This window comes from Marinobacter sp. KMM 10035 (genome assembly GCF_046537445.1).
In the GTDB taxonomy this organism is placed as follows: domain Bacteria; phylum Pseudomonadota; class Gammaproteobacteria; order Pseudomonadales; family Oleiphilaceae; genus Marinobacter; species Marinobacter sediminicola.
Genome location: NZ_JBBVMG010000001.1, coordinates 2,374,862 through 2,397,612 on the forward strand (window position 1 = coordinate 2,374,862; position 22,751 = coordinate 2,397,612).

Sequence of the window (22,751 nt, forward strand, 5' to 3'; positions counted from 1 at the left end):
TAAAACCGCTGCGTTGCGGGGTAACATGGCAATGAATGTTCGGTGTGCTGAACTTCTATTCAATCTTCTCGCTTCAGGGACATAATGAGCAGACTAATCCGTAGCCGCTGGCAGCGCTGGATCAACCGTCGAATTCCGCGCTCCGACGTGCAGCGATTCACCCAGAAAAATCTTTTCATCTTACCCACGGCGGCTGGCGTGGTATTCGGCGTGCTATTACTGATTATGCTGCTTACCGCCATTAACTATCAGAATAGCCTGATTTATCTGGTTAGTTTTCTCCTCGGGACCGTGTTTGTGGGTGCCATGCACCAAACCCACCGAAATCTTTCTGGTCTGGAGCTTACATTGGTTCAAGCGGGGGAGGGATTTGCAGGGGATGACATTATCTTTCGATTACGGGCCACCGCTGGTAAAGACGACGCCATAGCCATTACGCTTTCTCAAGACGACACTCAGGTACGTCTTGGCCATGTGCCATCGGGGCAGTCTGCTGATGTCGCCCTGCCGGTGGGGTCTGCCTTCCGGGGTTATTTACGGCCGGACAGTATTCGAATTGAAACCCGTTTCCCCTTTGGTTTACTCAAGGCCTGGTCGTGGATGAGGCCAGTTTCAGCGGGTGTTGTGTTTCCCAGGCCGATAGCCGCTCCCGATGTTGCCAGCGCGGCAGATGATGGCGACCAAACGTCAAGCACCCGTTCACCCGAGGGTAATGATCATGCGGAATTAAGGCCCTGGCGCGATGGGGATATGAGCCAGCGCGTAATGTGGAAACGATTTGCTCGTAGCGGCCAGATGGTGGTGGCTGATTGGGAGGCCGATAAGGGCAGCCCCCATTGGTTGGATTTTAATGCGTTTTCCGGCACTGACCACGAATTACGGCTCAGTTACTTGTCCTGGCACGTGATTGAGCGCAGCAAGAGTGGGGCACGCTTTGGTTTGAACCTGCCGGGGCAGGTTATAGAGCCAGATTCTGGCCAAGCCCATGCAACCCGTTGTCTTCGGGCGCTGGCGGTTTGGGGTGAAGAAAAACCACGGGATATGCTCGGAGCGACCCACGGAACACGCAGCAATACAGATTCGGGTGGGAAAGCGATAGCGGGGGCCAGAACATGAGTTTTTGGAGCCGGTCGGCGCCGGAGCCTGAAAAGCAGAGCGACAGCCTGCCATCCCGGGCGCTGCTCTGGTTGATGGCAAGTTTTGCGTTATTGCTAACGCCTCAGATTGATCGCCTGCCCCTGTGGCTAATCCTTGTGTGCGTCGCGCTTGCAGGCTGGCGATGGCTCGCCCAGCAGGGCCGTGTGCGTTTACCTGGGCGCTGGTTGCGAACCGGGATTATGTTAGCGCTAATTGCGGTTTACCTGGTGCGAGTCCAAGGAAGCTTCACCGTGGATACGGCGGCATCGTTCTTTGTGCTGACAGTTGGTTTGAAATGGCTGGAAACCCGGAGCGTCCGTGATTTCTACGTGCTGTTTTATATTCTGGTGTATCTGGCCACAGTGAACTTCCTGTTTCATCAGGAAATTCATTGGGCGCTGGTGAACATCGGTTCCATCGCCTTACTGTTGATTGGGTTGCAGGTGCTTAATGCGCCGGATTTACCTGGAGGAACAAAAGCGGGGTGGCGCAGGCTGGCAAGCATGTTACTGAAAGTGCTGCCAGTTGTTGTGTTGTTGTTTGTGTTCTTCCCGCGCATGGAGCCGCTTTGGAGTGTGCCATTGGTGTCTGGTCAAGCCCGTAGTGGAATCAGCGACACAATGCGACCGGGAGATATTTCAAACCTTGCGCAAAGCAGTGCGCGGGCGTTCCGGGTGACCTTTGGTGGTCCCATTCCCGCACACCGAGACAGATATTGGCGTGGATTGATCCTCGATACCCTCGATAATGGCACTTGGCGCCAGAGTGGCTACGAGCCTTTCAGTCGACCGGGGCGGGTTGATGTTGACGGCGGGATTGGAGCGCTGGAGCCCGGGCAATACGATGTGTTGATGGAGCCAACCGATAAGCGCTGGGCGTTTGCCCTCGAAAATTCCGTAGCAGTTTCAGACAACGTAGTTAAAGAGGCCGATGATCTGTTTCGCTTCCGCCGGCCTGCAGATAGCGCAGTTCGTTACAGATTGGCGTTGAACGATTCCACAGAGCAGGTTAGCGAAACTCTAAAACCCGGCGACGCGCGTCGCTATTTGCAGTTGCCCGCATCGGGAAACCCGAGAGCCCGTGAATTGGCAGCTAAGCTGAGGCAATCCACGGATGATATGGGTGTTATCCGCACGCTGTTGAACCGGTTTCGGGAGCAGCCCTACTTCTATACCTTGCGCCCACCCAGAATGCCGAGCGACGGAATAGACAGTCTGCTTTTTGATGAAATGCGCGGGTTCTGCGCCCATTACGCGGGAGCCACCACATTTGTGCTGCGCTCGGCCGGAATTCCGGCAAGGGTTGTGGTCGGGTATCAGGGTGGCGAAAGCGGGGCGGGTAATGAGTACCTGGTTGTGCGCCAATACGATGCCCACGCATGGGTTGAAGCCTGGGTTGAAGGTGAGGGTTGGATTCGCCTTGATCCCACGGCTGCTATCTCACCAAGCAGAATCGAATCTGGCTTGCGGGAAGCGGTGGCCGACGAAGGGTCCTTCCTTGAAAACAACTGGGCATCTGCACAGCGGTATGGGAATGTGGCTGTAATAAGATGGATGAGCCAACAGCTTGATCGAGTGAATTATCAATGGCAGCGCTGGGTGGTGGGTTATCAGGGCCAAAGCCAATTGAACCTCATGTCCCGTTTGCCCGGTGGGTTCGGTATGAAAGAGTTAGGCTACCTCACCGCCGGTATTGTCGGCGTAGGCCTCTTGATAGCAGGCCTGATATCGGCCTTGCAAATACGCAGAGGGCGCAGCAAGGACCGCTATACTCGATTGCTGGATGGTTGGTATCAGCTGTGCGGGCGTGCAGGGGTGCCGGTAAGAAGTGGCGAAACCCCGGCCACTCTGGCTTCAAGGCTGGCGGCGGCTGAACCTGCGGTAGCCGAATCGGCACGTCTTTTTGCCCGGATGGTGAACAGCCATTACTATAGTGCTGCATCGGCTCCTGGTTCTGGCAACGGCGATAACGGCCAGCACCAAGATGATGAGCTGAGGCGTTTGCGCCGATTGCTGAGTACTATGAAGCGGCAGCTTCGCAGGGCCGGCAAAGCTCAGCCGAAAATACCAAGCTCCAATGCCCATTCAGGAAAACACAGTGACTGATATTGCTCTAGAAATGCCGTGGCTGGAGAAACCCTGGCAGATGATTCAACGACTTCTGTCTGAGGGCCGGCTTCCCCATGCGTTGTTGGTTACTGGTGAGTGTGGTGTAGGCAAGCGAGCTTGGGCCGATGCGGTTTCCGGCTTGTTACTATGTTCCGCGCCTTCGCTCAAGGAGGGCGATGCGCCGGTTGCCTGTGGTGAGTGCCGTCAGTGCCAACTTCTTTCGGCATCCAGTCACCCGGATGTACGGGTGTTTTCGCCGGAAAAATCCCGGATGATACGAATTGAACAGATAAGGTCGCTATCGGCGTTCGCCGTGTCGTCACCGCAAGTGGCTGGTCGCAAGATTGCGGTGATTGATCGAGCCGATCAGCTCAACATAAATTCTGCCAATGCGTTACTGAAAACCCTTGAAGAGCCGGTGCCAGACTTCGTGCTTATACTTTTGCAGGAAAGCGGCCGGCCTGTATTACCTACTATTCGCTCCCGGTGCCAGGTGTTGTCTATTCCACTGCCGTCGACGGAGCAGGCTGATCAGTGGCTTGCCACCAAAGTGACGCATTTAGAAGGCGACAAAAAACCATCTGCGGAGCTTCTGGCCAAGTCGCTGATGCTGGCGGGTAACGCACCCCGGTTGGCGTTGGAATATGCAACAGGTGAGTTTCCCGGGCTACGGGATGACGCATTCGATAAGTTCCGTCAGTTCATGAGAGGCCAGGTAGCAGTGGCGGAAGCCGCCAAAGCGTTCAAGGCGCTTGGGCTGGAAGATATGCTGTGGTTATTTGAAGGCTGGGCCGCCGATTTGGCCCGACTGTGTGCCGGGGGTAAAGCCAGCGACCACGAAGCCGGAGAAATGCTCTGGTTCCTGGCCAGCAATAACCCGGCCTGGCGCGCCCATGAGCTGCTGGACATGGTTCGAGAGGCTCGCACGGCGGGGGTCTACAATGTAAGCCCCGAGCTTGAGGCCAGCCGGCTGCTGATCGCCTGGCGCGAACTTATGCCCACAAGGCGCCGAGCGACCTGATTACGCTTTTCGTTAGAACTCCTGCTATCATCGGGCAATATAAAGAGTTTTTATTTAATCTTAAAATAATCAATTTCAGAAGGTGTCAGATATGGGGCCCGGATTCGGCGCACGCAGCGGCATTCTTACCCTGACGATCAAGGATAAAGCGGTTTTATACGCCGCCTATATGCCATACATTCGCCAGGGCGGTCTGTTTATACCTACGCAAAAGCAATATCAGCTTGGCGACGAAGTGTTCTTGTTGCTGAACCTGATGGATGAGCCAGAGAAGTTGCCGGTTGCCGGTAAGGTTATCTGGATTACGCCAAAAGGCGCGCAGGGTAATCGAGCGGCCGGTATTGGCGTTCAGTTTAACGGTGATGATGAAAGTGCCAAAACCAAGATTGAATCCTATCTTGCCGGTTCTCTGAGCTCTGATCGCCCAACACATACAATGTGAGGGGCTTTACACAGATGAATGACCTTGCCTTAACGCCGAACGCTCAAGGCAGCGAGCCTGTTGTGCGCGAGATGGTGTGGCCACTGCAGCACATCACGCTTGCGGGCCTGAACTGGTGCAAATCTCCACAGTCTGCTGAGCCCGCTAACCCACCCATTATATTGCTCCATGGATGGCTGGATAACAGCCTGACTTTTTCCCGGCTAGCACCAGAGTTGGCGCAGCAGTCGGCGTTGTACGCGGTGGATATGGCGGGCCACGGTCATTCCGGGCACCGCCCCCCAGGGCAAAGCTACCAATTGATGGATTACGTGGCAGACCTTGCCGAGTTGATAGAAACGCATTTCAGTGGCTTGGATCAGCTCGACATTGTTGGCCACTCATTAGGCGGTATTGTGGGTGCGCTCTATGCAGCTGCGTTTCCTGACAGGGTGCGAAAGCTGGTCATGATCGACAGCCTTGGCGCACTGAGCCATCCGGCAGCCGAAACCATTCCACAGCTACGAAAATCCATTAAAAAGCGGATCGCCGGATCTGGCCGCCCAGCGATCTATGCTGATATTGCCGCTGCAGCTAAAGTTCGTGAAGGTGGGTTTAGCCCCTTGAGCCATGAAGCAGCACTGGCTTTGATCTCCCGTAACGTGAAGCCTGAGGAAGAAGGATACGGTTGGCGAACCGATGCTCGTTTGCGGCACCCTTCGCCATTGATGATGACCGAGGAGCAGGTAGTGGCTTCTTTGAAGGCCGTTAAAGCGCCTACTCTGTTTGTGAGGGCCAAGGAAGGACTGCTGACCACGCGAAAAGGGCTTGATAGTCGTGCGGAAGCGATATCGGATCTGAAAATGGTTGATGTGCCTGGAGGACATCATTGTCACCTTGATGGAGATACCCGTCCGGTTGCCGATGCTGTCAGACATTTTCTTGAGAACGAGTGATACCTTGTCAAAGAATCTTGTACTTAGCTTTTTGGTTTCAGCGTTGCTATCAGCAGGCTCCGGTTTTACCGCTGCGGCCTTGCCTGGCGAAGCACCGCAGCCATTTACCCAATCAGTGCTGGAGGTGACCACCCGGATCGACTCAACTGGCCACCTTGTGTTGTTTAGTCCTGTGCGCGAGGTTAACAACGAGATTCGCTCTGAAACCATGGCCCGGTTGCCAGTTTCCGGGGAGGGACGTCTTTATCAGATTTCCCGGGATGCCAATCGTCGAGAGGCTCTGGAACATTACCTTGGGCAGCTTAACGAGCGTGGCGCGCAAATTTTATTCGAGTGTTCCGGCATTCGCTGCGGCCGAAGTAATGTGTGGGCAAACCAGATATTCAATCAGTCTGTACTTTATGGCCGTGACGGCACCCAGGATTACCTGGTTGCAGGTGTGGTCGCCGAGGATGGCTCCCGGTGGCTGACCTCTGTTTACGCCGTTACCCGGGGCAACCTCAGGGAGTATGTTTGGGTGGAGCACCTGAAAGTTGCCGCTGGCGCGGTTGTTCCTGGCCTTGGTTCGGTTACAAGCCGGGTTGAGGGGCCTGTGATTGTGCCTTGGCAGGGTGGTGTTACATACCGCTTTAACTGGCAGGCTACGGATCGTCGTAAGGTCAGTGAACTTGCCCGAACTGAAGGTGCAAAAGTGGTACTCGTGGGATACTCCGAGCTCGGTGAGAGTGAATCGTTCAGTGCTTCCATGGAACGTGCCCGCAGGGCTGTCGAATCGCTTTCTGAAGTGCTCGCTAAAACAGGCGTTTCGAGGCAACAGCAGGAGTTGGTTATTGTTGGGCCATCTGTAGTTGTAACTGATCCGGCTCGCCAGGGTGATCGGGTTGAAGTAATGGTTATAGCTCGCTAATTGGAATGAGGTAGTAACGTGCCGGATAACCCTGTAACCAAGGTTCCCGATAGCTCAGGCATATCGACCACTGACTCAAACGCGAGTGACGAAAACAAAGCTCCGGAACGCAAACGCCAAACGGTTGCCCTCACGCTGGGCAGTGGTGGCGCCCGTGGTTATGCCCATATTGGTGCCATCGAAATTCTGGCGGAGCGCGGCTACAACATTGTAGCTATTTCCGGTTGTTCCATGGGGGCCCTGGTTGGCGGAATGTACGCTGCAGGCAAGATGCAGGACTATAAAGACTGGGTGACCGGACTGGGCCAGTTTGATGTGCTCAAGCTGCTCGACTTGACCTTCAATGCTGTTGGCGCGATTCGGGGTGAAAAGATTTTTTCAATCGTTCGGGAAATGCTGGGCGATACCCGTATCGAAAATCTGCCGCTGCACTACACCGCTGTCGCCACTGATTTGCTGGCACACAAGGAAATCTGGTTTCAGGAGGGCCCGCTGGACAGGGCAATCCGGGCTTCCGTTGCTATTCCAAGCGTTGTTACGCCCCTTGTTCTTGACGGCCGTGTGCTGGTCGATGGCGCTTTGCTGAACCCACTACCCATTATGCCGACTATTTCCGCTCACGCGGATCTGGTTGTGGCGGTGAATCTCAGTGGTGAAAATGACCGCCACCACCGTATTCCCGACGCTGCCTTTAGCGGATATCAGGGGGGCATTGGAGGTGATGGCCCTGATGCCATGGTGGATACTTTCCGCGACAAAGCCTCCCGTTGGCTTGACTGGGATTCCCTGAGATCCCTTGGTGGTGGGAAAGCCAGTGCGAACGAGCATGAGAGCCCGGAAGAAAAAATCCACAAACAAGTGGAAAAAGAGCGTAGCAAGAAGAACGAGAGGAAGCAGCAGGAAGAGCACGAAACGATCAACTGGGATAAGTTGGGTATCGGCAAGTTTGATGTGATGAACCTGACTATCGAAACCATGCAAAGTGCGTTGGTACAGTACAAGCTTGCGGGCTATCCGCCTGATTTGTTGGTGAATGTTCCCAAAAATGCCTGCCGGACCTACGACTTCCACAAAGCCCCTGAGCTGATTCACTTGGGGCGCGAGTGCATGGCTGCAGCTTTGGATCGTTTTGAAGAGAACCGGAGCAGCTCTGGGCCATTGTCAGTTTGAGCCAATGACATCATGGCAATACGACGGCTGCAGTAGAGCACTGAAACAGCGTATAATCCGCGCTGAATCTGACCCGACAGGAAACTGCGTTTGTGACCAGCCCGATTGAAGACCTTCACACCGTTCGCGATTACCTTCGCTACGCCTCATCGCAGTTTGCAGCTGCGCCGGTTTTTTTCGGCCATGGCACAGACAACGTATGGGATGAAGCCGTGCATCTGGTAATGCGCAGCCTTTACTTGCCGCTGGAAAACAACACCCTGTTTATGGATGCGCGGTTAACCCGAGATGAGCGGCAGCTCGTGCTTGAACGTATTCGGCGCCGCATTGATGAGCGGGTTCCCCTTGCTTACCTTTTGGGCGAAGCCTGGTTTATGGGGATGCCATTCCATGTAGATGAGCGTGTGTTGGTGCCGCGCTCTCCTATTGGAGAGTTGATTGAGAACGGATTCCAGCCATGGCTGGGAGCCAAGCCGGTTGAGCGGATTCTTGATCTTTGCACCGGAAGCGGTTGTATTGGTATTGGTGCGGCAACGGTATTCGAAGAAGCCACCGTGGATTTATCCGATATATCGCCAGACGCTTTAGCGGTTGCCGAATCGAATATAGAATTCCATGAGCTGCAAGACCGAGTGCGTACTGTGCAGTCAGATGTGTTCGCGAATATAAGCGGGCGGTACGATATTATTGTGAGCAACCCGCCCTATGTTGATGCGGAAGATATGGGTGACATGCCCGACGAGTTTCACCATGAGCCCGTATTGGGGCTTGCTGCCGGTGATGATGGGCTGGATATTGCGCACCGTATTATTGCCGGAGCAGCAGAGCATCTTACGCCCGGCGGATTGCTGATCGTCGAGGTAGGGAATAGCTGGGTGGCGCTGGATGAGGCCTACCCCGAGCTCCCGTTCACTTGGCTGGAATTCAGTAATGGCGGCGATGGCGTGTTTGCCATTACAGAGCAAGACCTCCGCCAATGGCAGAGTAAAGGTTAAACCAAATTATTCAAATACCCTAATAAGATATTGAATTATGTCAGGAAATACGTTCGGAAAAATCTTTACCGTTACCACCTTTGGTGAAAGCCACGGGGCTGCATTAGGCTGTATTATCGATGGTTGCCCTCCCGGGCTGGAATTGTCGGAAGCGGATATGCAGGCGGATCTGGATCGGCGCAAGCCGGGCACGTCCCGACATACAACCCAGCGCCGTGAGGCTGATGAGGTTCGTATTCTGTCTGGTGTGTTTGAGGGTAAAACCACGGGTACGCCCATTGGTCTGATTATTGAGAACACAGATCAGCGCTCCAAGGACTATTCAAAAATTTCTGAACAGTTCCGCCCGGCACACGCTGATTACACCTATGCCCATAAATACGGCATTCGGGACTATCGTGGTGGTGGCCGATCTTCAGCCCGCGAAACGGCGATGCGTGTTGCCGCGGGTGCTGTGGCCCGGAAGTTTTTGCAGGAGCGCCTGGGTATCCGTATTCGCGGATACTTGTCGGAGCTTGGGCCAGTGCGTGCGGAGAAGCTTGATTGGGATCAGGTGCATCAAAACCCGTTTTTCTGTCCTGATGTCGATAAGGTTCCGGAGATGGAGGCCTATATGGATGCGCTCCGTAAGGAAGGGGATTCCATTGGCGCGCGCATTAACGTTGTAGCAGAGGGTGTGCCTCCCGGTTTGGGCGAGCCGGTTTTTGATCGTTTGGATGCAGATTTGGCCCACGCGCTGATGAGTATTAATGCGGTGAAGGGTGTGGAGATAGGTGCAGGCTTTGGGTGTATCGCTCAAAAGGGTACTGAGCACCGGGATGAGATGACACCTGAGGGCTTTTTGTCCAATGAGGCTGGCGGTGTACTTGGGGGCATTTCTTCGGGGCAGCCGATTCTGGCCAGCATTGCGCTGAAGCCCACATCGAGTTTGCGTTTGCCGGGGCGTAGTATTGATGTGCATGGCAATCCGGTGGAGGTTATTACCACCGGGCGTCACGATCCTTGTGTGGGTATTCGAGCTACGCCGATTGCGGAGGCGATGATGGCGATTGTGTTGATGGATCATTACTTGCGCCATCGTGGTCAGAATGGGGATGTTGCTGTTAAAACTCCGGTTATTGGGCAGCTCTGACCTTTCCGGCTTTTGGTTAAAGTGCGGACGCTCGGGCAGGCTCGGCCCAAGCTATCAGACATTAAGCGCCGGCCTGCAGTGCTTTCCGCTTAGATAAATTGGTATGTGGGGAGAACGGTATCTACTGGCGCCTTTCCAATATCTACTTCTGGTTTTTTGCCCTCTTGGGCGGGCTTTTGCCATGGCAATTGCCATTGTTATCACTGTGGGAGGGCTTCACGCGCCGCCTGAGCCTCATTCCGGGTGATCCTCTTCTTGCAGAACTATCTCCAGCAGTGCCTTGGCTGCGTTACCGGGTTGTCGATCAGTTAAGCCTATGCCGCCAAGTACCCGGCTAACAGGTTGTTTAACGTTGAGTACTTTAAGGCTTTCGTCGACCATTCGTAGTGGTAGTACGCTCCATCCCAGGCCAACGCTGGTCATCATCTTCAGGGTTTCAAGATAGTTCGTGGGCATTTGTGGCTGCAAAGGGAGGTTTTTCTCCAAAAATAGCCGGCTGACAGTGCGGTAGGTTGATGTGGCTGTGTCCGGTAATAGTGCTGGGTGTTTTGCCAGGTCGGCGAGCTTTGGTTGAGCCACTTTGGAAAGGGGGTGGTCGACGCCAGCCACAAAGGCCATTGGGTCGCCCCACTGCGCATATACCTTGAAGTTTGGGAGCATGCTGTCGCTCAGAGTGACGAAGGCCAGGTCAGCATTTCGTTTACGCATTTGTTCGTAGGCTGCATCGGATTCCATAAATTGCAGGTTTATGGTTATCTGAGGATATTCGCGTTTGAATCGCCTTAACCATTTCGGTAGGTGGTGAAGGCCTATGTGATGGCTGGCGATAATCTGTAGTTCACCTTCAAGCAAACCCGACTCCGGTGACAACGCAATGCGTGCATTGTGAATTTCATCGAGAATCTTGCGGGCATGGGGTAAAAGCCGGCTTCCTGAATCAGTCAGACGGATTTGACGATGACTGCGATCGATCAGGGATGTGCCTAGTTGGTTTTCCAAAGCGGCAAGTCGCTTGCTGATTGCAGGCTGGCTCAGGTGGAGTCGCTCGGCAGCCTCAGAGAAAGAGCCTTGGTCAACAATGGTAAGGAAAGCTTTTAGCGCGTTTGAGTCCATGTTTGGTATTCCTTATGTGCTTTCCTTGAAAGGCTACTATATAGCCATTTGGAATGCGATGAATGCCAAACATGAATTGCGGTTATCTGAGCGTGGGCGGTATGATGGTATCAATATCGCAAATGCCTTATATGGGGCAGCATTAATAACTGTACCTCCTGAGAGTGAGAGAAAATCATGGCGGGCAAGACCTTATACGACAAATTGTGGGACGACCATGTGGTCAAGCAGCGTGAAGACGGTTCTGCGCTGATTTACATTGATCGTCAATTGCTGCACGAGGTGACATCGCCTCAGGCTTTTGAGGGGCTGCGCCTGGCTAATCGCAAGCCTTGGCGTATCGACGCTAACCTGGCAACGCCAGATCACAACGTTCCTACTACTGATCGTGCCAAGGGCATTGAAGGGATTGTTGATCCGGTTTCCCGTATCCAGGTAGAAACTCTGGGCAAGAACTGCGATGAGTTCGGGATTCTTGAATTCAAGATCATGGATCAGCGCCAGGGTATTGTTCACGTTATCGGGCCTGAGCAGGGCGCAACCTTACCTGGTATGACCATAGTATGCGGTGACTCCCATACCTCTACCCATGGTGCATTCGGTTGCCTTGCTCACGGAGTTGGTACCTCCGAGGTTGAGCATGTACTGGCAACCCAGTGCCTGGTGCAGCAGAAAATGAAGAACATGCTGGTGAAGGTCAACGGCACACTTGGCAAGGGTGTAACTGCCAAGGATGTTGTGCTGGCTATCATTGGCAAGATTGGTACTGCTGGCGGAACGGGTCACGCCATCGAGTTTGGCGGTGAAGCGATTCAGAATATGAGCATGGAAGGCCGTATGACCGTCTGCAATATGGCTATTGAAGCCGGTGCTCGCGTTGGGATGGTTGCCGTTGATGGCACGACGATCGACTACGTAAAAGGTCGGCCTTTTGCACCAACCGGCGAAGCCTGGGATGCAGCCGTAAAATACTGGCGTACCCTGCACAGCGATCTGGATGCGAAGTTCGATAAGATTGTTGAGTTGGATGGTTCTGAGATTATGCCGCAAGTTAGCTGGGGTACCTCCCCGGAGATGGTGGCTGATGTTACGGGCAATGTGCCAGACCCCGCCAAAGAAGAAGATCCTATCAAGCGCGAAGGCATTGAGCGTGCTTTGAAGTATATGGGGCTGGAAGCAAATCAGGCGATTACCGATATCAAACTCGACAGAGTATTTATCGGTTCTTGCACCAACAGCCGAATTGAAGACTTGCGTGAGGCGGCGGCAGTCGTTAAAGGCCGTAAGGTTTCAGCAAGCCTTAAGCAGGCCATGGTTGTTCCTGGTTCTGGTTTGGTAAAAGCTCAAGCAGAAGAAGAGGGTTTGGATCGCATATTCCTGGAAGCCGGGCTTGAGTGGCGCGACCCGGGTTGTTCCATGTGTCTGGCTATGAACGCCGACAAACTGGGGCAGGGTGAGCACTGTGCGTCTACGTCTAACCGTAACTTTGAAGGCCGACAGGGCTTTGGTGGGCGTACCCATTTGGTGAGCCCGGCGATGGCAGCGGCTGCTGCAATAGCCGGTCATTTTGTTGATGTTCGCGAACTGCTGAACTGAGCCACAGGAGAGAACTGAACCATGCGCGCATTTACGCAACACCAGGGCCTTGTGGCCCCCATGGACCGTTCCAATGTGGATACGGACATGATTATTCCCAAGCAGTTTTTGAAATCCATCAAGCGTACGGGCTTTGGCCCGAATCTGTTTGATGAGCTGCGCTATCTTGACGAAGGTAAGCCGGATCAAGACAGCTCTCAGCGCCCGCTGAATCCGGATTTTGTGCTTAACCAGCCCCGTTACAAGGGTGCAAGTGTTTTGTTGGCTCGCAGCAATTTCGGTTGCGGGTCGAGTCGTGAGCACGCTCCCTGGGCGCTTGATGATTATGGATTTCGAGTTATTATCGCTCCAAGCTTTGCAGATATATTTTACAATAATTGCTTTAAGAATGGCTTGTTACCAATTGTTCTTGAAGAGAAAATTGTGGATCAGTTGTTTGAAGAGGCTGAGGTTTCGGAAGGCTATCAATTGACTGTGGACCTGGAGGCAAAAACAGTGATCACGCCATCTGGCGAATCCTTCGGCTTTGATGTGGATGATTTCCGCCGTCATTGTTTGTTGAATGGGCTGGATGATATTGGGGTGACGCTGGAGGATGCAGAACTGATCAAGTCATACGAAAATCAGCGCCGCAAAACGGCACCCTGGTTGTTCGGTGCTGGCCAGTAAAGGCTTTCAGGTTTACTGCGTAAAAGCTGAAACTCGTAACAGTCCGGGTGCGTAGTACCACACCCGGCAATTTTTAATTCGCCGGCCTTGTCAAGGGCGGCTTATCAAGATTTGGAAGCGCATCATGTCCAGAACAGTACTTCTTTTGCCGGGTGACGGCATAGGCCCGGAAATTGTTGCAGAGGCAGAAAAGATCCTGCGTGCTATCAATGAAAAGTTTGACCTTAAGCTAACGTTTGAGACAGGCCTCGTTGGAGGGGCGGCTCTGGACGAAGAAGATAATCCGTTACCGGATGAGACTCTTGAAAAGGCGCGTAAGGCTGATGCCATCTTGTTGGGCGCAGTTGGCGGCCCCAAGTGGGATGCGCTTCCAATGGCCAAGCGGCCCGAGAAGGGCCTGCTAGGTTTGCGTTCCAACCTGAAGCTGTTTGCCAATCTGCGGCCAGCTATTCTTTACCCTCAGTTGGCGTCCGCATCCTCTCTCAAGCCTGAGGTGGTTTCGGGTCTGGATATCATGATTGTGCGTGAGCTTACTGGTGGTATTTACTTCGGTCAGCCACGCGGTGTGCGCCAGCTAGAGAGTGGCGAGCGCCAGGGCTACAACACCTACGCCTATACCGAGACCGAGATCCGTCGTATTGGCCGGGTTGCGTTTGAAGCCGCCCAGCAACGGGGCAAAAAGCTGTGCTCGGTAGACAAAGCTAATGTGCTTGAAGTGACCGTGCTGTGGCGCGAGATTATGAACGAGCTGAAGAGCGAGTATCCGGATGTCGAGCTGTCCCATATGTACGTGGATAACGCAGCCATGCAGCTGGTTCGTGCACCCAAGCAGTTCGACGTGATTGTGACTGGTAACATGTTTGGTGATATTCTTTCAGATGAAGCAGCCATGCTGACTGGCTCCATTGGTATGTTGCCATCGGCGTCGCTGAACTCCGAAAAGCAAGGCATGTACGAGCCTTGCCATGGTTCTGCGCCGGACATTGCCGGTAAAGGCATTGCCAATCCGTTGGCAACGATTATCAGTGCCGCAATGATGTTGCGGTACAGTCTGGATGAAGAACCGGCAGCAGCGGCAATTGAAGCGGCTGTACATAAGGTGTTGGACCAGGGGCTGCGTACAGCCGATATTATGTCGGAAGGCGGAAGCCGGGTCTCAACCCGTGAAATGGGTGATGCGGTACTGGCTGCCCTGTAAATTACGATCACCCCCGACAGCAACACGATGCGGTTGCTGCGGGAACATTCATCCTGTCCCCGCCAGCGATATAGGCTGAGGGCGGGCATAAAGCGAGGTTCAAAGATCGCACATGAAGCGAGTTGGACTTGTAGGTTGGCGCGGTATGGTGGGCTCTGTCCTCATGCAGCGCATGCGCGAAGAAAATGATTTTGCTGATATCGATCCGGTATTTTTCACCACCTCTCAAGCTGGTCAGCCAGCTCCGAATGTAGGCAAGGAGGGTGTGCCTCCCTTGCAGGATGCGTTTGATATCGAAACCCTCAAAACTCTGGATGTGATCCTCACTTGTCAGGGTGGCGACTACACCGGTGCGGTCTATCAGAAGCTGCGTGATGCAGGCTGGGAAGGCTACTGGATTGATGCTGCTTCCACGCTGCGTATGGCAGATCATTCTGTCATTGTGCTGGATCCGGTAAACCGCAACGTTATTGACGATGCGTTAAAGCTCGGTGTTAAGGATTATATCGGGGGCAACTGCACAGTGAGCCTGATGATGCTTGCGCTTGGCGGTCTGCTCGAACAGGATCTGATTGAATGGGTTTCCCCCATGACCTATCAGGCTGCTTCTGGCTCCGGTGCTCAGAATATGCGTGAATTGCTTAACCAGATGGGTGAGCTCAACCGCAGTGTGGGTGATGAGCTTGCAAGCCCATCTTCCGCGATTCTGGATATTGACCGCAAGATCACTGATGCCATGCGCTCAGATACGTTTCCTACTGAGCATTTTCAGGTGCCCTTGGCGGGCAGCTTGATACCGTTTATCGATAAGCAGCTTGATAACGGCATGAGCAAGGAAGAGTGGAAGGCAGGGGTAGAGACCAATAAAATTCTTGGTCGGACAGATAACCCGATTCCTATTGATGGCATTTGCGTGCGGATTGGAGCCATGCGCTCTCACAGTCAGGCGCTAACCATCAAGCTCAAGAAAAATCTGTCGGTTTCGGAAATTGAATCAATTCTGGCGAAGGCTAACGACTGGGTTAAAGTAATTCCCAACGAGCGTGATGCAAGCGTTAAGGAACTGACGCCTGCAAAGGTGACCGGTACTCTGAGCATACCCATTGGTCGAATCCGTAAATTGGCCATGGGTCCGGAGTATATTTCTGCGTTTACAGTAGGCGATCAACTGTTGTGGGGTGCCGCTGAGCCCTTGCGCCGCATGTTGCGAATCCTTCAGGAACGTTAAGAATTGTTACACAGAGGCAATAAATGCCAACTGTGTCCGGTTTCAGGAAGCCGGTTAGGGGGCGGAGGCTGATTTCAGGCTCCGCCCCTGTTATTTTCAGGGCTAATAGAGAGTTCCGTGCAACTGATAAATATTTGGTGCAAGGATTGCGGCTGATTGATTGATAAAAGAGGCTTTATCAACAATACTTGCCGGACTAAGAACTGAAAACGCGACATATTAATCGGGAATTATCCAGACGGAAGTCACCCTACCTCGTCCGGTTCTGTTTAAAAAACAGTCGCGGATAACGGAGACTTGAAAGGAAAAAGCATGAAGGTACGCAAGCTTGCGGTTGCATTGGCGTTGGCAGGAGGACTCGGATCTGGCGTCGCTCAAGCCCTGGGACTGGGTGAGATTGAACTTCAGTCCTATCTGAATGAGCCAATGGATGCGGAAATTGTTCTGCCACAAAGCCGGGGTGTTGATCCCGGAGATGTGTTTGTGAACATCGCTCCAGAAAGGGCATATCAGAGACTGGGTCTGCAACGGGGCCAATTTGTTGGCAAGCTCCGTTTTAATGTAGCTACGAGCCCTGATGGCAGCCTGGTTGTGAATGTATCCTCCCGGGAGCCGTTGAGAGAGCCGTACCTCAATTTTCTGCTGGAACTGACCTGGCCTAATGGTCGGATCATGCGTGAGTACGCAGTTCTTGTGGATCCCCCAGTTTTTGCCGAAGATTCCGGCGTTGCAGAACAAGTAAGAACACCTTCTGCACAATCTCGTCCCGCTACTGCGGGACGCAGTGCTGAGTCAGTTCGGCGTCAAACCAGGGTAGAGCAGCCCCGAAGCAGTGGGTATGGCTCAGGCACATTTGGGCCCACAGGCCCTGCTGATACGCTCTGGACGATCGCAGCTACCGTTCGCCCCGATAACAGCCTGTCCATGCAGCAGGTAATGTTGGCGTTACAGGATCTGAACCCCGACGCGTTTATTGGTAACAATATCAACCGACTCAAGCGGGGCCAGGTTCTTCGTGTTCCAACAGCGGATCAAATCCGCAATCGCAGTCGTGCTGAGGCAACCCGTGCGGTGGCTCAGCAGAATCAGGAGTTCCAGCAGCCTAAGCGCACCGTTGACGCAACAGTTGCCCAGCAGTCTGCTGCTGGCGTTGCTGGAGCAGGTCAGGCTGGTGGAGATGAGCTCAAATTGCTGGTTGCCGACGATGAAGGTAACCGCAGCCAGGTTGATGGCGGTTCTGCGGGTGGTGATGGCCAGCTTGCCGGAGGTGTCGATGCAGGTTCTGCCGTAGTCATGGAGCAGCTCGAAAGCACGCGCCGTGAGAACGACGAGCTTAATACCCGTGTTGACGACCTTCAAGACCAGGTGCAAACCCTTCAGCGTCTGCTAGAACTAAAAAATACTCAGCTTGCAGAAATGCAACAAGGTGCAGCTGCTGGCGACGCCACGGTTGAAGCTGAAACAGCACCAGTGGCTGATACAGCTGGAGTTGATGCGACTGCTGTTGAGAGTGGCACCGCACCCGAGCAAGGTGAAACGGCAGCAGAACCTGAGCAAGGTGAAACTGCAGAAGACGCCGCTGAAACTGAGCTGGCTGGTGAGGCTGGTCAAGAACAATCAGCAGCTGAAACTGACCCTGCCGGCATGGAAGGGGCGGCAGGCCAGGCTGAGACCTCAGGTGAGACCACAGGTGAGACAGAAGCGACGGAAATCACTTCTGATTCCGAGCCGACTGGGGATGTGGCCGAGGTTGGCCAGGAAACAGATGTCGCCGGCAGTGAAGCAATGCCTGTCACTGGCGAACCGTCAGAGCAGCCAGCCCAGCCAGCAGAGACAGACGCTGCTGAAGCCAAGCCCCAGCCAAAACCTGCACCTGTTGTTGAAAAGGGCTTTCCCGGAAATATCATCGATGCGATCACTGGCAATACGGTGTATCAGATTGCCCTTGGTGGCGGCCTGATTCTGTTGCTGCTGCTTCTTCTGCTTCTTGCCCGACGCAGTGCAAACAGAGAGAAGGCATTTTACGAGCAGCTGAACAATGACCCTGAGGGGCCCGAAGATACCTTTGATCTGACCCTGGACGATGAAGAGCCTGTTCAGAGCGAAGTTGCCAGCGATGCTCTTGAAGAGGCTGACACCTACGTAGCTTACGGTCGCTACGATCAGGCAGCACAGGTTCTGGAAGCCGCGATTTCCAAAGAGCCAAGCCGCACAGATCTGCGTTTGAAGCTTCTTGAAGTGTATGCCGACAACCGGGATCGCGAATCCTTCGAAAAGCAGTTTGGTGAAATTCAAACGCTGGACGATGACGAGGCTTTGGCCCGAGCGAACGAGCTAAGCGCTCGCCTTGAAGAGGCTGAGTCAATGCCTAGCATTGATGATCTTGAATCCCAGCTTCGTTCCGACTCCTTCGGTGAAGAACTCGAGACGCCAGCACCTCTTTCCGATGAGCTTTTGTCCGATCAGGCTGAGTCAGCCCGCGAGGAACAGGTTGAAAACGAATTCGGTGATTTCGACGCCGACCTTGCTGACTTCGATCTCGATACGCTGGACACCGAAGAAAAGAATAAATCCGACGACCCGATCGAATACGATTTGTCAGGGCTTGAGTTACCCAAGGCCGATGAGGAAGAGTCAGGCGTTGCGGAGGAGAGTGACTTTTCTTCTCTTGAGATAGATCTGGACGATTCCGATGAATCTCCAGAGGAAGCTCTGGAGGAACTTGACGAACTGGGCGATTCCACAGATCTGGAGCTCGATGATGCTCTCGAATCCGATTTCAAGATAGAGCCTGAGACCGCTGTTGAGTCGGAAGTGGACGCGGAATCGGATGTCGAAAGCCTGGATCTTGATTCTCTCGATGAAAGCTTCCTGGACGAACTCGATGCCGAGCTCGACAAAGTCGCCGGTGAAGATGATGAACTGGCTGGCGATGAGTTGGAAGAATCGACGCTTGATGATCTTGAGCTGGATGTATCGGATGAAGACCTTGCCTTGATGGGAGAGTTCTCCGATGCGGCTGAGAGCGACAGCGACAGTCTGGAAGGTGATGAGCTCTCATTGGATGATGAGTTGTCTCTCGATGATGAACTCGGGCTTGAGGATGCGCTGGAGTCAGAAGCTGACGATAGCCTTCTCGATGAAGATCTGCCTATCGCTTCCGAAGAAGTTCGGGATACCGTTGTAACGCCACCGCTTTCCGAGATTAACGAAGACGATCTTGGTGACGATGATGACTTCGACTTCCTCGCTGGAACGGATGAGGCCGCTACCAAGCTTGACTTGGCAAGAGCTTACATCGAGATGGGTGACAGTGATGGAGCCCGTGATATTCTCGAAGAGGTTGCACTTGAGGGGAATGACGAGCAGAAAGCTGAAGCTCAGGACTTGCTTAAAAATCTGTCCTGATCCGTTATAATCGGATTATTGAGGCAGCAAGCGCCGGCCGCCGGGGATTCTCCTGGCACTCAGCCGGCGCTTTGTTTTTACAGCAACATACTTTCCGGATTCACACTTGTTTCTCTACCCTCAGGAACTCACAGCGGACAATGCGATTGGCGGCGGGCGGGTTGCCTTGGCTTTCGAGTACGATGGCCGAAGTTTTCACGGCTGGCAGTTGCAAAAATCCGGAGTGCGCTCGGTTGAAGCCGAACTTACCAAAGCCGTTGCCAAGGTGGCAAACCACCCCGTAAACCTTGTCTGCGCCGGCCGTACTGATACGGGGGTGCACGCAAGCTATCAGGTCGTGCATTTTGAGACGCCTTCTGTTCGTAACCTCCGTTCCTGGGTTATGGGCATCAATACTGCATTACCGTTTGATATTGCTGTGCACTGGGCTGGAAACGCCTGCGAGGACTTTCATGCGCGCTTTTCCGCCGTGTACAGGCGTTATCGCTACGTTATATACAACAGCCCGGTACGCCCCGGTATTCAACGCGGGCAGGTGAGCTGGACCTTTCGGGAACTGGACGCGGAGCGAATGCACGAAGCGGCTCAGGCGCTGGTGGGGGAACATGATTTCTCCTCATTCCGTGCTGCAGGTTGCCAATCACGAACCCCGATTCGCTTTCTTGAGCAGATAAAAGTAACCCGCAAAGCAAACTTCGTCGTAATAGATGTGCAGGCCAATGCGTTTCTTCACCACATGGTTCGGAATATCGCAGGGGCTCTTATGGCGGTAGGTACCGGAAAGCAGTCGTTGTCCTGGATTCATGACATACTGCTTGCGAAGGATCGCACCTTGGCCGGAGTAACCGCACCGCCTCACGGCTTGTATCTGGTTGATGTTGGCTACCCTGACAATTTTGAAATACCGCAGGCGGAATGCGGTCCGGGGTTTGTCCGGCCTTGGTTTAGCAAAGCGGATAACTATCCGGTGCAACCAACGCACATTCACCCAAAGCAGAAGCCGGTGCAAATACCATGAATACCCGAGTGAAAATTTGCGGTCTGACCCGTGCTGAGGATGTTTTGGCGGCGGTCTCCAAAGGTGCGGACGCAATTGGGTTCGTGTTTTACGAGCCGAGCCCTCGTGCTGTTACGATTGAGCAGGCTGAGGTGCTTGCCCGTTATGTTCCCGCCTTTGTGTCCGTCGTCGGACTGTTTGTGAACCCACAAGAAGAGCAGGTCAGAGAGGTACTGAGCCGTGTACCTTTGGATTTGTTGCAATTTCATGGGGATGAAACCTCGGAGTTTTGCGAGCAGTTTGATCGACGCTGGGTCAAGGCAATTAGGGTTCAGCGGGCCGGGCAAATCGAGCAGGCTTTTAACGATTACAGGCGTGCCTCCGGGCTTCTGGTCGACGCCTGGGACCCTGATCGCTATGGCGGCACCGGCCACTCATTTAATTGGGATCTGATTCCGCCCGAGCGTGCTTTACCTCTCATATTGGCCGGTGGCTTGTCATCTGATAACGTGTCTGGCGCCGTAGAGAAGGTGAGGCCTTGGGCTGTTGATGTCAGCGGTGGTGTTGAAAAGAGCAAAGGCATCAAAGACATCGAAAAAATCACTGAGTTTATTAGAGAGGTTCACCGTGTCTGTAAAACTGACTGAAGAAATGCTGACGGCACTACCGGATGCGCGAGGACACTTCGGCGCCTTTGGCGGACGATTTGTTTCCGAGACGCTGATGGATTCTTTGATGACGCTTGAACGGGAATACTTGCGGCTCAAGAACGATCCTGAGTTCCAGTCCACGTTTGATAAAGATCTCGCAGACTATGTTGGTCGTCCCAGCCCTTTGTACTTTGCTGAGCGACTGACCCGGGAAACCGGTGGTGCACAAATCTGGCTAAAGCGGGAAGACCTGAATCACACCGGCGCCCACAAAGTAAATAACACGATTGGTCAGGCCTTGCTCGCCAGTTTCCTTGGTAAAAAGCGGATCATCGCAGAAACCGGAGCAGGGCAGCACGGGGTTGCTACAGCTACGGTTTGCGCTCGTTTGGGGCTGGAGTGTCATGTATTCATGGGTGCCGACGACGTTCAGCGTCAGTCACTTAACGTGTACCGCATGAAACTTCTTGGTGCACAGGTCCACGCGGTTCAGAGCGGTAGCCGTACACTTAAAGACGCCATGAACGACGCCATGCGTGACTGGGTTACCAATGTTGAAGATACTTTCTACATTATCGGTACCGTAGCTGGGCCTCATCCTTACCCTTTGTTGGTGCGTGATTTCCAGTCGGTCATCGGGCGTGAAACCCGCCGTCAATCTCTTGAAAAAACAGGCAAGCTGCCGGATGCGCTGGTGGCCTGTGTGGGTGGGGGTTCCAACGCGATTGGTATGTTCTACCCGTTCCTGACCGATGAATCTGTACAGCTTTATGGCGTAGAAGCCGGCGGCCATGGCATTGAAACCGGTGAGCACGCGGCTCCCTTGTGTGCTGGCCGTCCTGGAGTGCTTCATGGTAACCGCACCTACTTGATGGAAGATGATGACGGGCAAATAGCCAGCACCCATTCCGTCAGTGCCGGGCTGGATTACCCCGGAGTAGGGCCAGAGCACAGCTGGTTGAAGGATATCGGGCGGGCCAATTACGTGTCGGTAACCGATGAAGAGGCGCTCGAAGCGTTTCGCATGTTGACTCTCGTTGAAGGTATTATGCCGGCACTGGAATCGGCTCACGCCGTGGCTTATGCAGTCAAGCTTGCAGCCACAATGGACAAAGACCAGATGGTGGTAATTAACGTCTCCGGCCGCGGCGACAAAGACATCCATACCGTTGCGCAGCTAGATGGTATTGAACTGTAAATATTGGTCTGATTAATCGACAGGAGCAGGCATGAGCCGAATTGAAGGGGTTCTCCAAACCCTCAAAGGACAAGGCCGTAAGGCACTTATTCCCTTTATTACCGCCGGTGATCCGCACCCCGACGAGACTGTGGGGCTGATGCATACCATGGTAGACGCGGGTGTCGATATCATCGAGCTAGGTGTGCCGTTTTCAGACCCAATGGCCGATGGGCCGGTGATTCAGCTGGCCTGCGAGCGCGCACTCAAACATGGCACATCGTTGCGTCGTGTGCTGGCAATGGTAAGCGAGTTCAGAAAAACCAATGATGCTACTCCAGTGGTGTTGATGGGTTACCTCAATCCGATTGAGGCTATGGGTTATGAAGCCTTTGCAGACGCGGCGGTAGAGGCAGGCGTAGACGGTGTTCTGACTGTGGACTTGCCCCCGGAAGAAGCCGATGACGTTGCACCTATGTTTGCAAAACGCGGGTTGGACCCGATTTTCCTGCTAGCACCGACGACGACCGATGAAAGAATTCGTGCAATTGCCGACCACTCTTCGGGCTATGTGTACTATGTTTCATTTAATGGCGTGACCGGAGCTGCCAAAATAAACGTGGATGAAGTTGCCGCTAAAGTGGCCCATATCCATGAACTGACAGCGCTACCGGTTGGTGTTGGCTTTGGTATTCGTGACGCTGAGACAGCTGCCGCCGTGGGAAGGGTATCCGATGGTGTAATTGTTGGCAGTGTATTGGTGGATACAATAGCCAGAAATCAAACAGATATCGGCGCGCTTAAACGAGCACTGACAGATCTGCTCAACCCTATGCGTGAAGCACTGGACAGCCTGGCCTCCTGACCT

The 22,751-nt window shown here is 53.7% G+C and carries 19 protein-coding genes; 18 read left to right on the forward strand and 1 reads right to left on the reverse strand.

Annotated features, from left to right (window positions below; genetic code table 11):
• Positions 1-84 precede the first annotated feature (84 nt).
• The 9 genes from AADB16_RS10605 to aroC all read left to right on the forward strand — a co-directional run bounded on the left by AADB16_RS10605 (position 85) and on the right by aroC (position 9,847).
• Entirely contained in the window at positions 85-1,116 is a 1,032-nt protein-coding gene (locus AADB16_RS10605) for a DUF58 domain-containing protein (protein ID WP_410803144.1), read from the forward strand.
• Positions 1,113-3,242, forward strand: coding sequence for a transglutaminaseTgpA domain-containing protein (locus AADB16_RS10610; protein ID WP_410803146.1), 2,130 nt, complete (start codon positions 1,113-1,115; stop codon positions 3,240-3,242). Before AADB16_RS10605 ends, AADB16_RS10610 begins: the two co-directional genes overlap by 4 nt.
• Positions 3,235-4,266, forward strand: coding sequence for a DNA polymerase III subunit delta' (gene holB / locus AADB16_RS10615; RefSeq protein WP_410803148.1), 1,032 nt, complete (start codon positions 3,235-3,237; stop codon positions 4,264-4,266). Before AADB16_RS10610 ends, holB begins: the two co-directional genes overlap by 8 nt.
• A 91-nt stretch (positions 4,267-4,357) precedes the next feature.
• A complete protein-coding gene (locus tag AADB16_RS10620) occupies positions 4,358-4,708 on the forward strand; it encodes a PilZ domain-containing protein (RefSeq protein ID WP_200200787.1) in 351 nt (116 codons plus the stop codon).
• Between the two features lie 14 nt (positions 4,709-4,722).
• Positions 4,723-5,643 (forward strand): alpha/beta fold hydrolase, encoded by a 921-nt coding sequence (locus AADB16_RS10625; protein WP_309043397.1) that lies wholly within the window; start codon positions 4,723-4,725, stop codon positions 5,641-5,643.
• 4 nt (positions 5,644-5,647) lie between these two features.
• On the forward strand, positions 5,648-6,550 hold the full coding sequence (locus AADB16_RS10630; protein ID WP_410803151.1) for a DUF4892 domain-containing protein: 903 nt from the start codon (positions 5,648-5,650) through the stop codon (positions 6,548-6,550).
• Between the two features lie 18 nt (positions 6,551-6,568).
• The gene (locus tag AADB16_RS10635) at positions 6,569-7,720 is read left to right on the forward strand and encodes a patatin-like phospholipase family protein (protein WP_410803153.1); all 1,152 of its coding nucleotides are present in this window, start codon (positions 6,569-6,571) and stop codon (positions 7,718-7,720) included.
• 92 nt (positions 7,721-7,812) lie between these two features.
• A complete protein-coding gene (gene prmB / locus AADB16_RS10640; protein WP_410803155.1) occupies positions 7,813-8,715 on the forward strand; it encodes a 50S ribosomal protein L3 N(5)-glutamine methyltransferase in 903 nt (300 codons plus the stop codon).
• Between the two features lie 37 nt (positions 8,716-8,752).
• Positions 8,753-9,847: a chorismate synthase gene (gene aroC / locus AADB16_RS10645; RefSeq protein WP_410803157.1), complete on the forward strand. Its 1,095-nt coding sequence runs from the start codon at positions 8,753-8,755 to the stop codon at positions 9,845-9,847.
• Positions 9,848-10,081: 234 nt separating this feature from the next.
• Here the strand turns inward: aroC and AADB16_RS10650 are convergent, their stop codons facing one another.
• Complete coding sequence (locus AADB16_RS10650; RefSeq protein ID WP_410803159.1) at positions 10,082-10,960, reverse strand: LysR family transcriptional regulator; 879 nt, start codon at positions 10,958-10,960, stop codon at positions 10,082-10,084.
• A 177-nt stretch (positions 10,961-11,137) separates the two neighbouring features.
• Here AADB16_RS10650 and leuC point away from each other — a divergent pair, with 177 nt between their 5' ends.
• The 9 genes from leuC to trpA all read left to right on the forward strand — a co-directional run bounded on the left by leuC (position 11,138) and on the right by trpA (position 22,748).
• Entirely contained in the window at positions 11,138-12,556 is a 1,419-nt protein-coding gene (gene leuC, locus AADB16_RS10655; protein WP_410803161.1) for a 3-isopropylmalate dehydratase large subunit, read from the forward strand.
• A 21-nt stretch (positions 12,557-12,577) separates the two neighbouring features.
• On the forward strand, positions 12,578-13,225 hold the full coding sequence (leuD, locus tag AADB16_RS10660) for a 3-isopropylmalate dehydratase small subunit (RefSeq protein WP_309043403.1): 648 nt from the start codon (positions 12,578-12,580) through the stop codon (positions 13,223-13,225).
• A 124-nt stretch (positions 13,226-13,349) separates the two neighbouring features.
• On the forward strand, positions 13,350-14,423 hold the full coding sequence (gene leuB, locus AADB16_RS10665; RefSeq protein WP_410803163.1) for a 3-isopropylmalate dehydrogenase: 1,074 nt from the start codon (positions 13,350-13,352) through the stop codon (positions 14,421-14,423).
• A 112-nt stretch (positions 14,424-14,535) separates the two neighbouring features.
• A complete protein-coding gene (gene asd / locus AADB16_RS10670) occupies positions 14,536-15,651 on the forward strand; it encodes an aspartate-semialdehyde dehydrogenase (RefSeq protein WP_410803165.1) in 1,116 nt (371 codons plus the stop codon).
• A gap of 312 nt (positions 15,652-15,963) precedes the next feature.
• Positions 15,964-19,059 carry a FimV/HubP family polar landmark protein gene (locus AADB16_RS10675; protein ID WP_410803167.1) on the forward strand — a complete coding sequence of 1,032 codons (3,096 nt, stop codon included), beginning with the start codon at positions 15,964-15,966 and terminating at the stop codon, positions 19,057-19,059.
• 106 nt (positions 19,060-19,165) lie between these two features.
• Entirely contained in the window at positions 19,166-20,077 is a 912-nt protein-coding gene (gene truA, locus AADB16_RS10680; protein ID WP_309043407.1) for a tRNA pseudouridine(38-40) synthase TruA, read from the forward strand.
• A complete protein-coding gene (locus AADB16_RS10685) occupies positions 20,074-20,703 on the forward strand; it encodes a phosphoribosylanthranilate isomerase (RefSeq protein ID WP_410803169.1) in 630 nt (209 codons plus the stop codon). Before truA ends, AADB16_RS10685 begins: the two co-directional genes overlap by 4 nt.
• A gap of 4 nt (positions 20,704-20,707) precedes the next feature.
• A complete protein-coding gene (gene trpB, locus AADB16_RS10690) occupies positions 20,708-21,904 on the forward strand; it encodes a tryptophan synthase subunit beta (protein WP_309043486.1) in 1,197 nt (398 codons plus the stop codon).
• A 31-nt stretch (positions 21,905-21,935) separates the two neighbouring features.
• A complete protein-coding gene (gene trpA / locus AADB16_RS10695; RefSeq protein WP_410803171.1) occupies positions 21,936-22,748 on the forward strand; it encodes a tryptophan synthase subunit alpha in 813 nt (270 codons plus the stop codon).
• The last annotated feature ends 3 nt before the right edge of the window (positions 22,749-22,751 follow it).

What these genes read in the sequence shown, in the direction of transcription:
- AADB16_RS10620 (WP_200200787.1), top strand. Translation starts at nt 4,358, where the DNA reads ATGGGGCCCGGATTCGGCGCACGCAGCGGCATTCTTACCCTGACGATC.
- asd (WP_410803165.1), top strand. Translation starts at nt 14,536, where the DNA reads ATGAAGCGAGTTGGACTTGTAGGTTGGCGCGGTATGGTGGGCTCTGTC.
- AADB16_RS10605 (WP_410803144.1), top strand. Translation starts at nt 85, where the DNA reads ATGAGCAGACTAATCCGTAGCCGCTGGCAGCGCTGGATCAACCGTCGA.
- trpA (WP_410803171.1), top strand. Translation starts at nt 21,936, where the DNA reads ATGAGCCGAATTGAAGGGGTTCTCCAAACCCTCAAAGGACAAGGCCGT.
- AADB16_RS10675 (WP_410803167.1), top strand. Translation starts at nt 15,964, where the DNA reads ATGAAGGTACGCAAGCTTGCGGTTGCATTGGCGTTGGCAGGAGGACTC.
- AADB16_RS10610 (WP_410803146.1), top strand. Translation starts at nt 1,113, where the DNA reads ATGAGTTTTTGGAGCCGGTCGGCGCCGGAGCCTGAAAAGCAGAGCGAC.
- AADB16_RS10650 (WP_410803159.1), bottom strand. Translation starts at nt 10,960, where the DNA reads ATGGACTCAAACGCGCTAAAAGCTTTCCTTACCATTGTTGACCAAGGC.
- AADB16_RS10685 (WP_410803169.1), top strand. Translation starts at nt 20,074, where the DNA reads ATGAATACCCGAGTGAAAATTTGCGGTCTGACCCGTGCTGAGGATGTT.
- AADB16_RS10625 (WP_309043397.1), top strand. Translation starts at nt 4,723, where the DNA reads ATGAATGACCTTGCCTTAACGCCGAACGCTCAAGGCAGCGAGCCTGTT.
- trpB (WP_309043486.1), top strand. Translation starts at nt 20,708, where the DNA reads ATGCTGACGGCACTACCGGATGCGCGAGGACACTTCGGCGCCTTTGGC.
- aroC (WP_410803157.1), top strand. Translation starts at nt 8,753, where the DNA reads ATGTCAGGAAATACGTTCGGAAAAATCTTTACCGTTACCACCTTTGGT.
- leuC (WP_410803161.1), top strand. Translation starts at nt 11,138, where the DNA reads ATGGCGGGCAAGACCTTATACGACAAATTGTGGGACGACCATGTGGTC.
- leuB (WP_410803163.1), top strand. Translation starts at nt 13,350, where the DNA reads ATGTCCAGAACAGTACTTCTTTTGCCGGGTGACGGCATAGGCCCGGAA.
- leuD (WP_309043403.1), top strand. Translation starts at nt 12,578, where the DNA reads ATGCGCGCATTTACGCAACACCAGGGCCTTGTGGCCCCCATGGACCGT.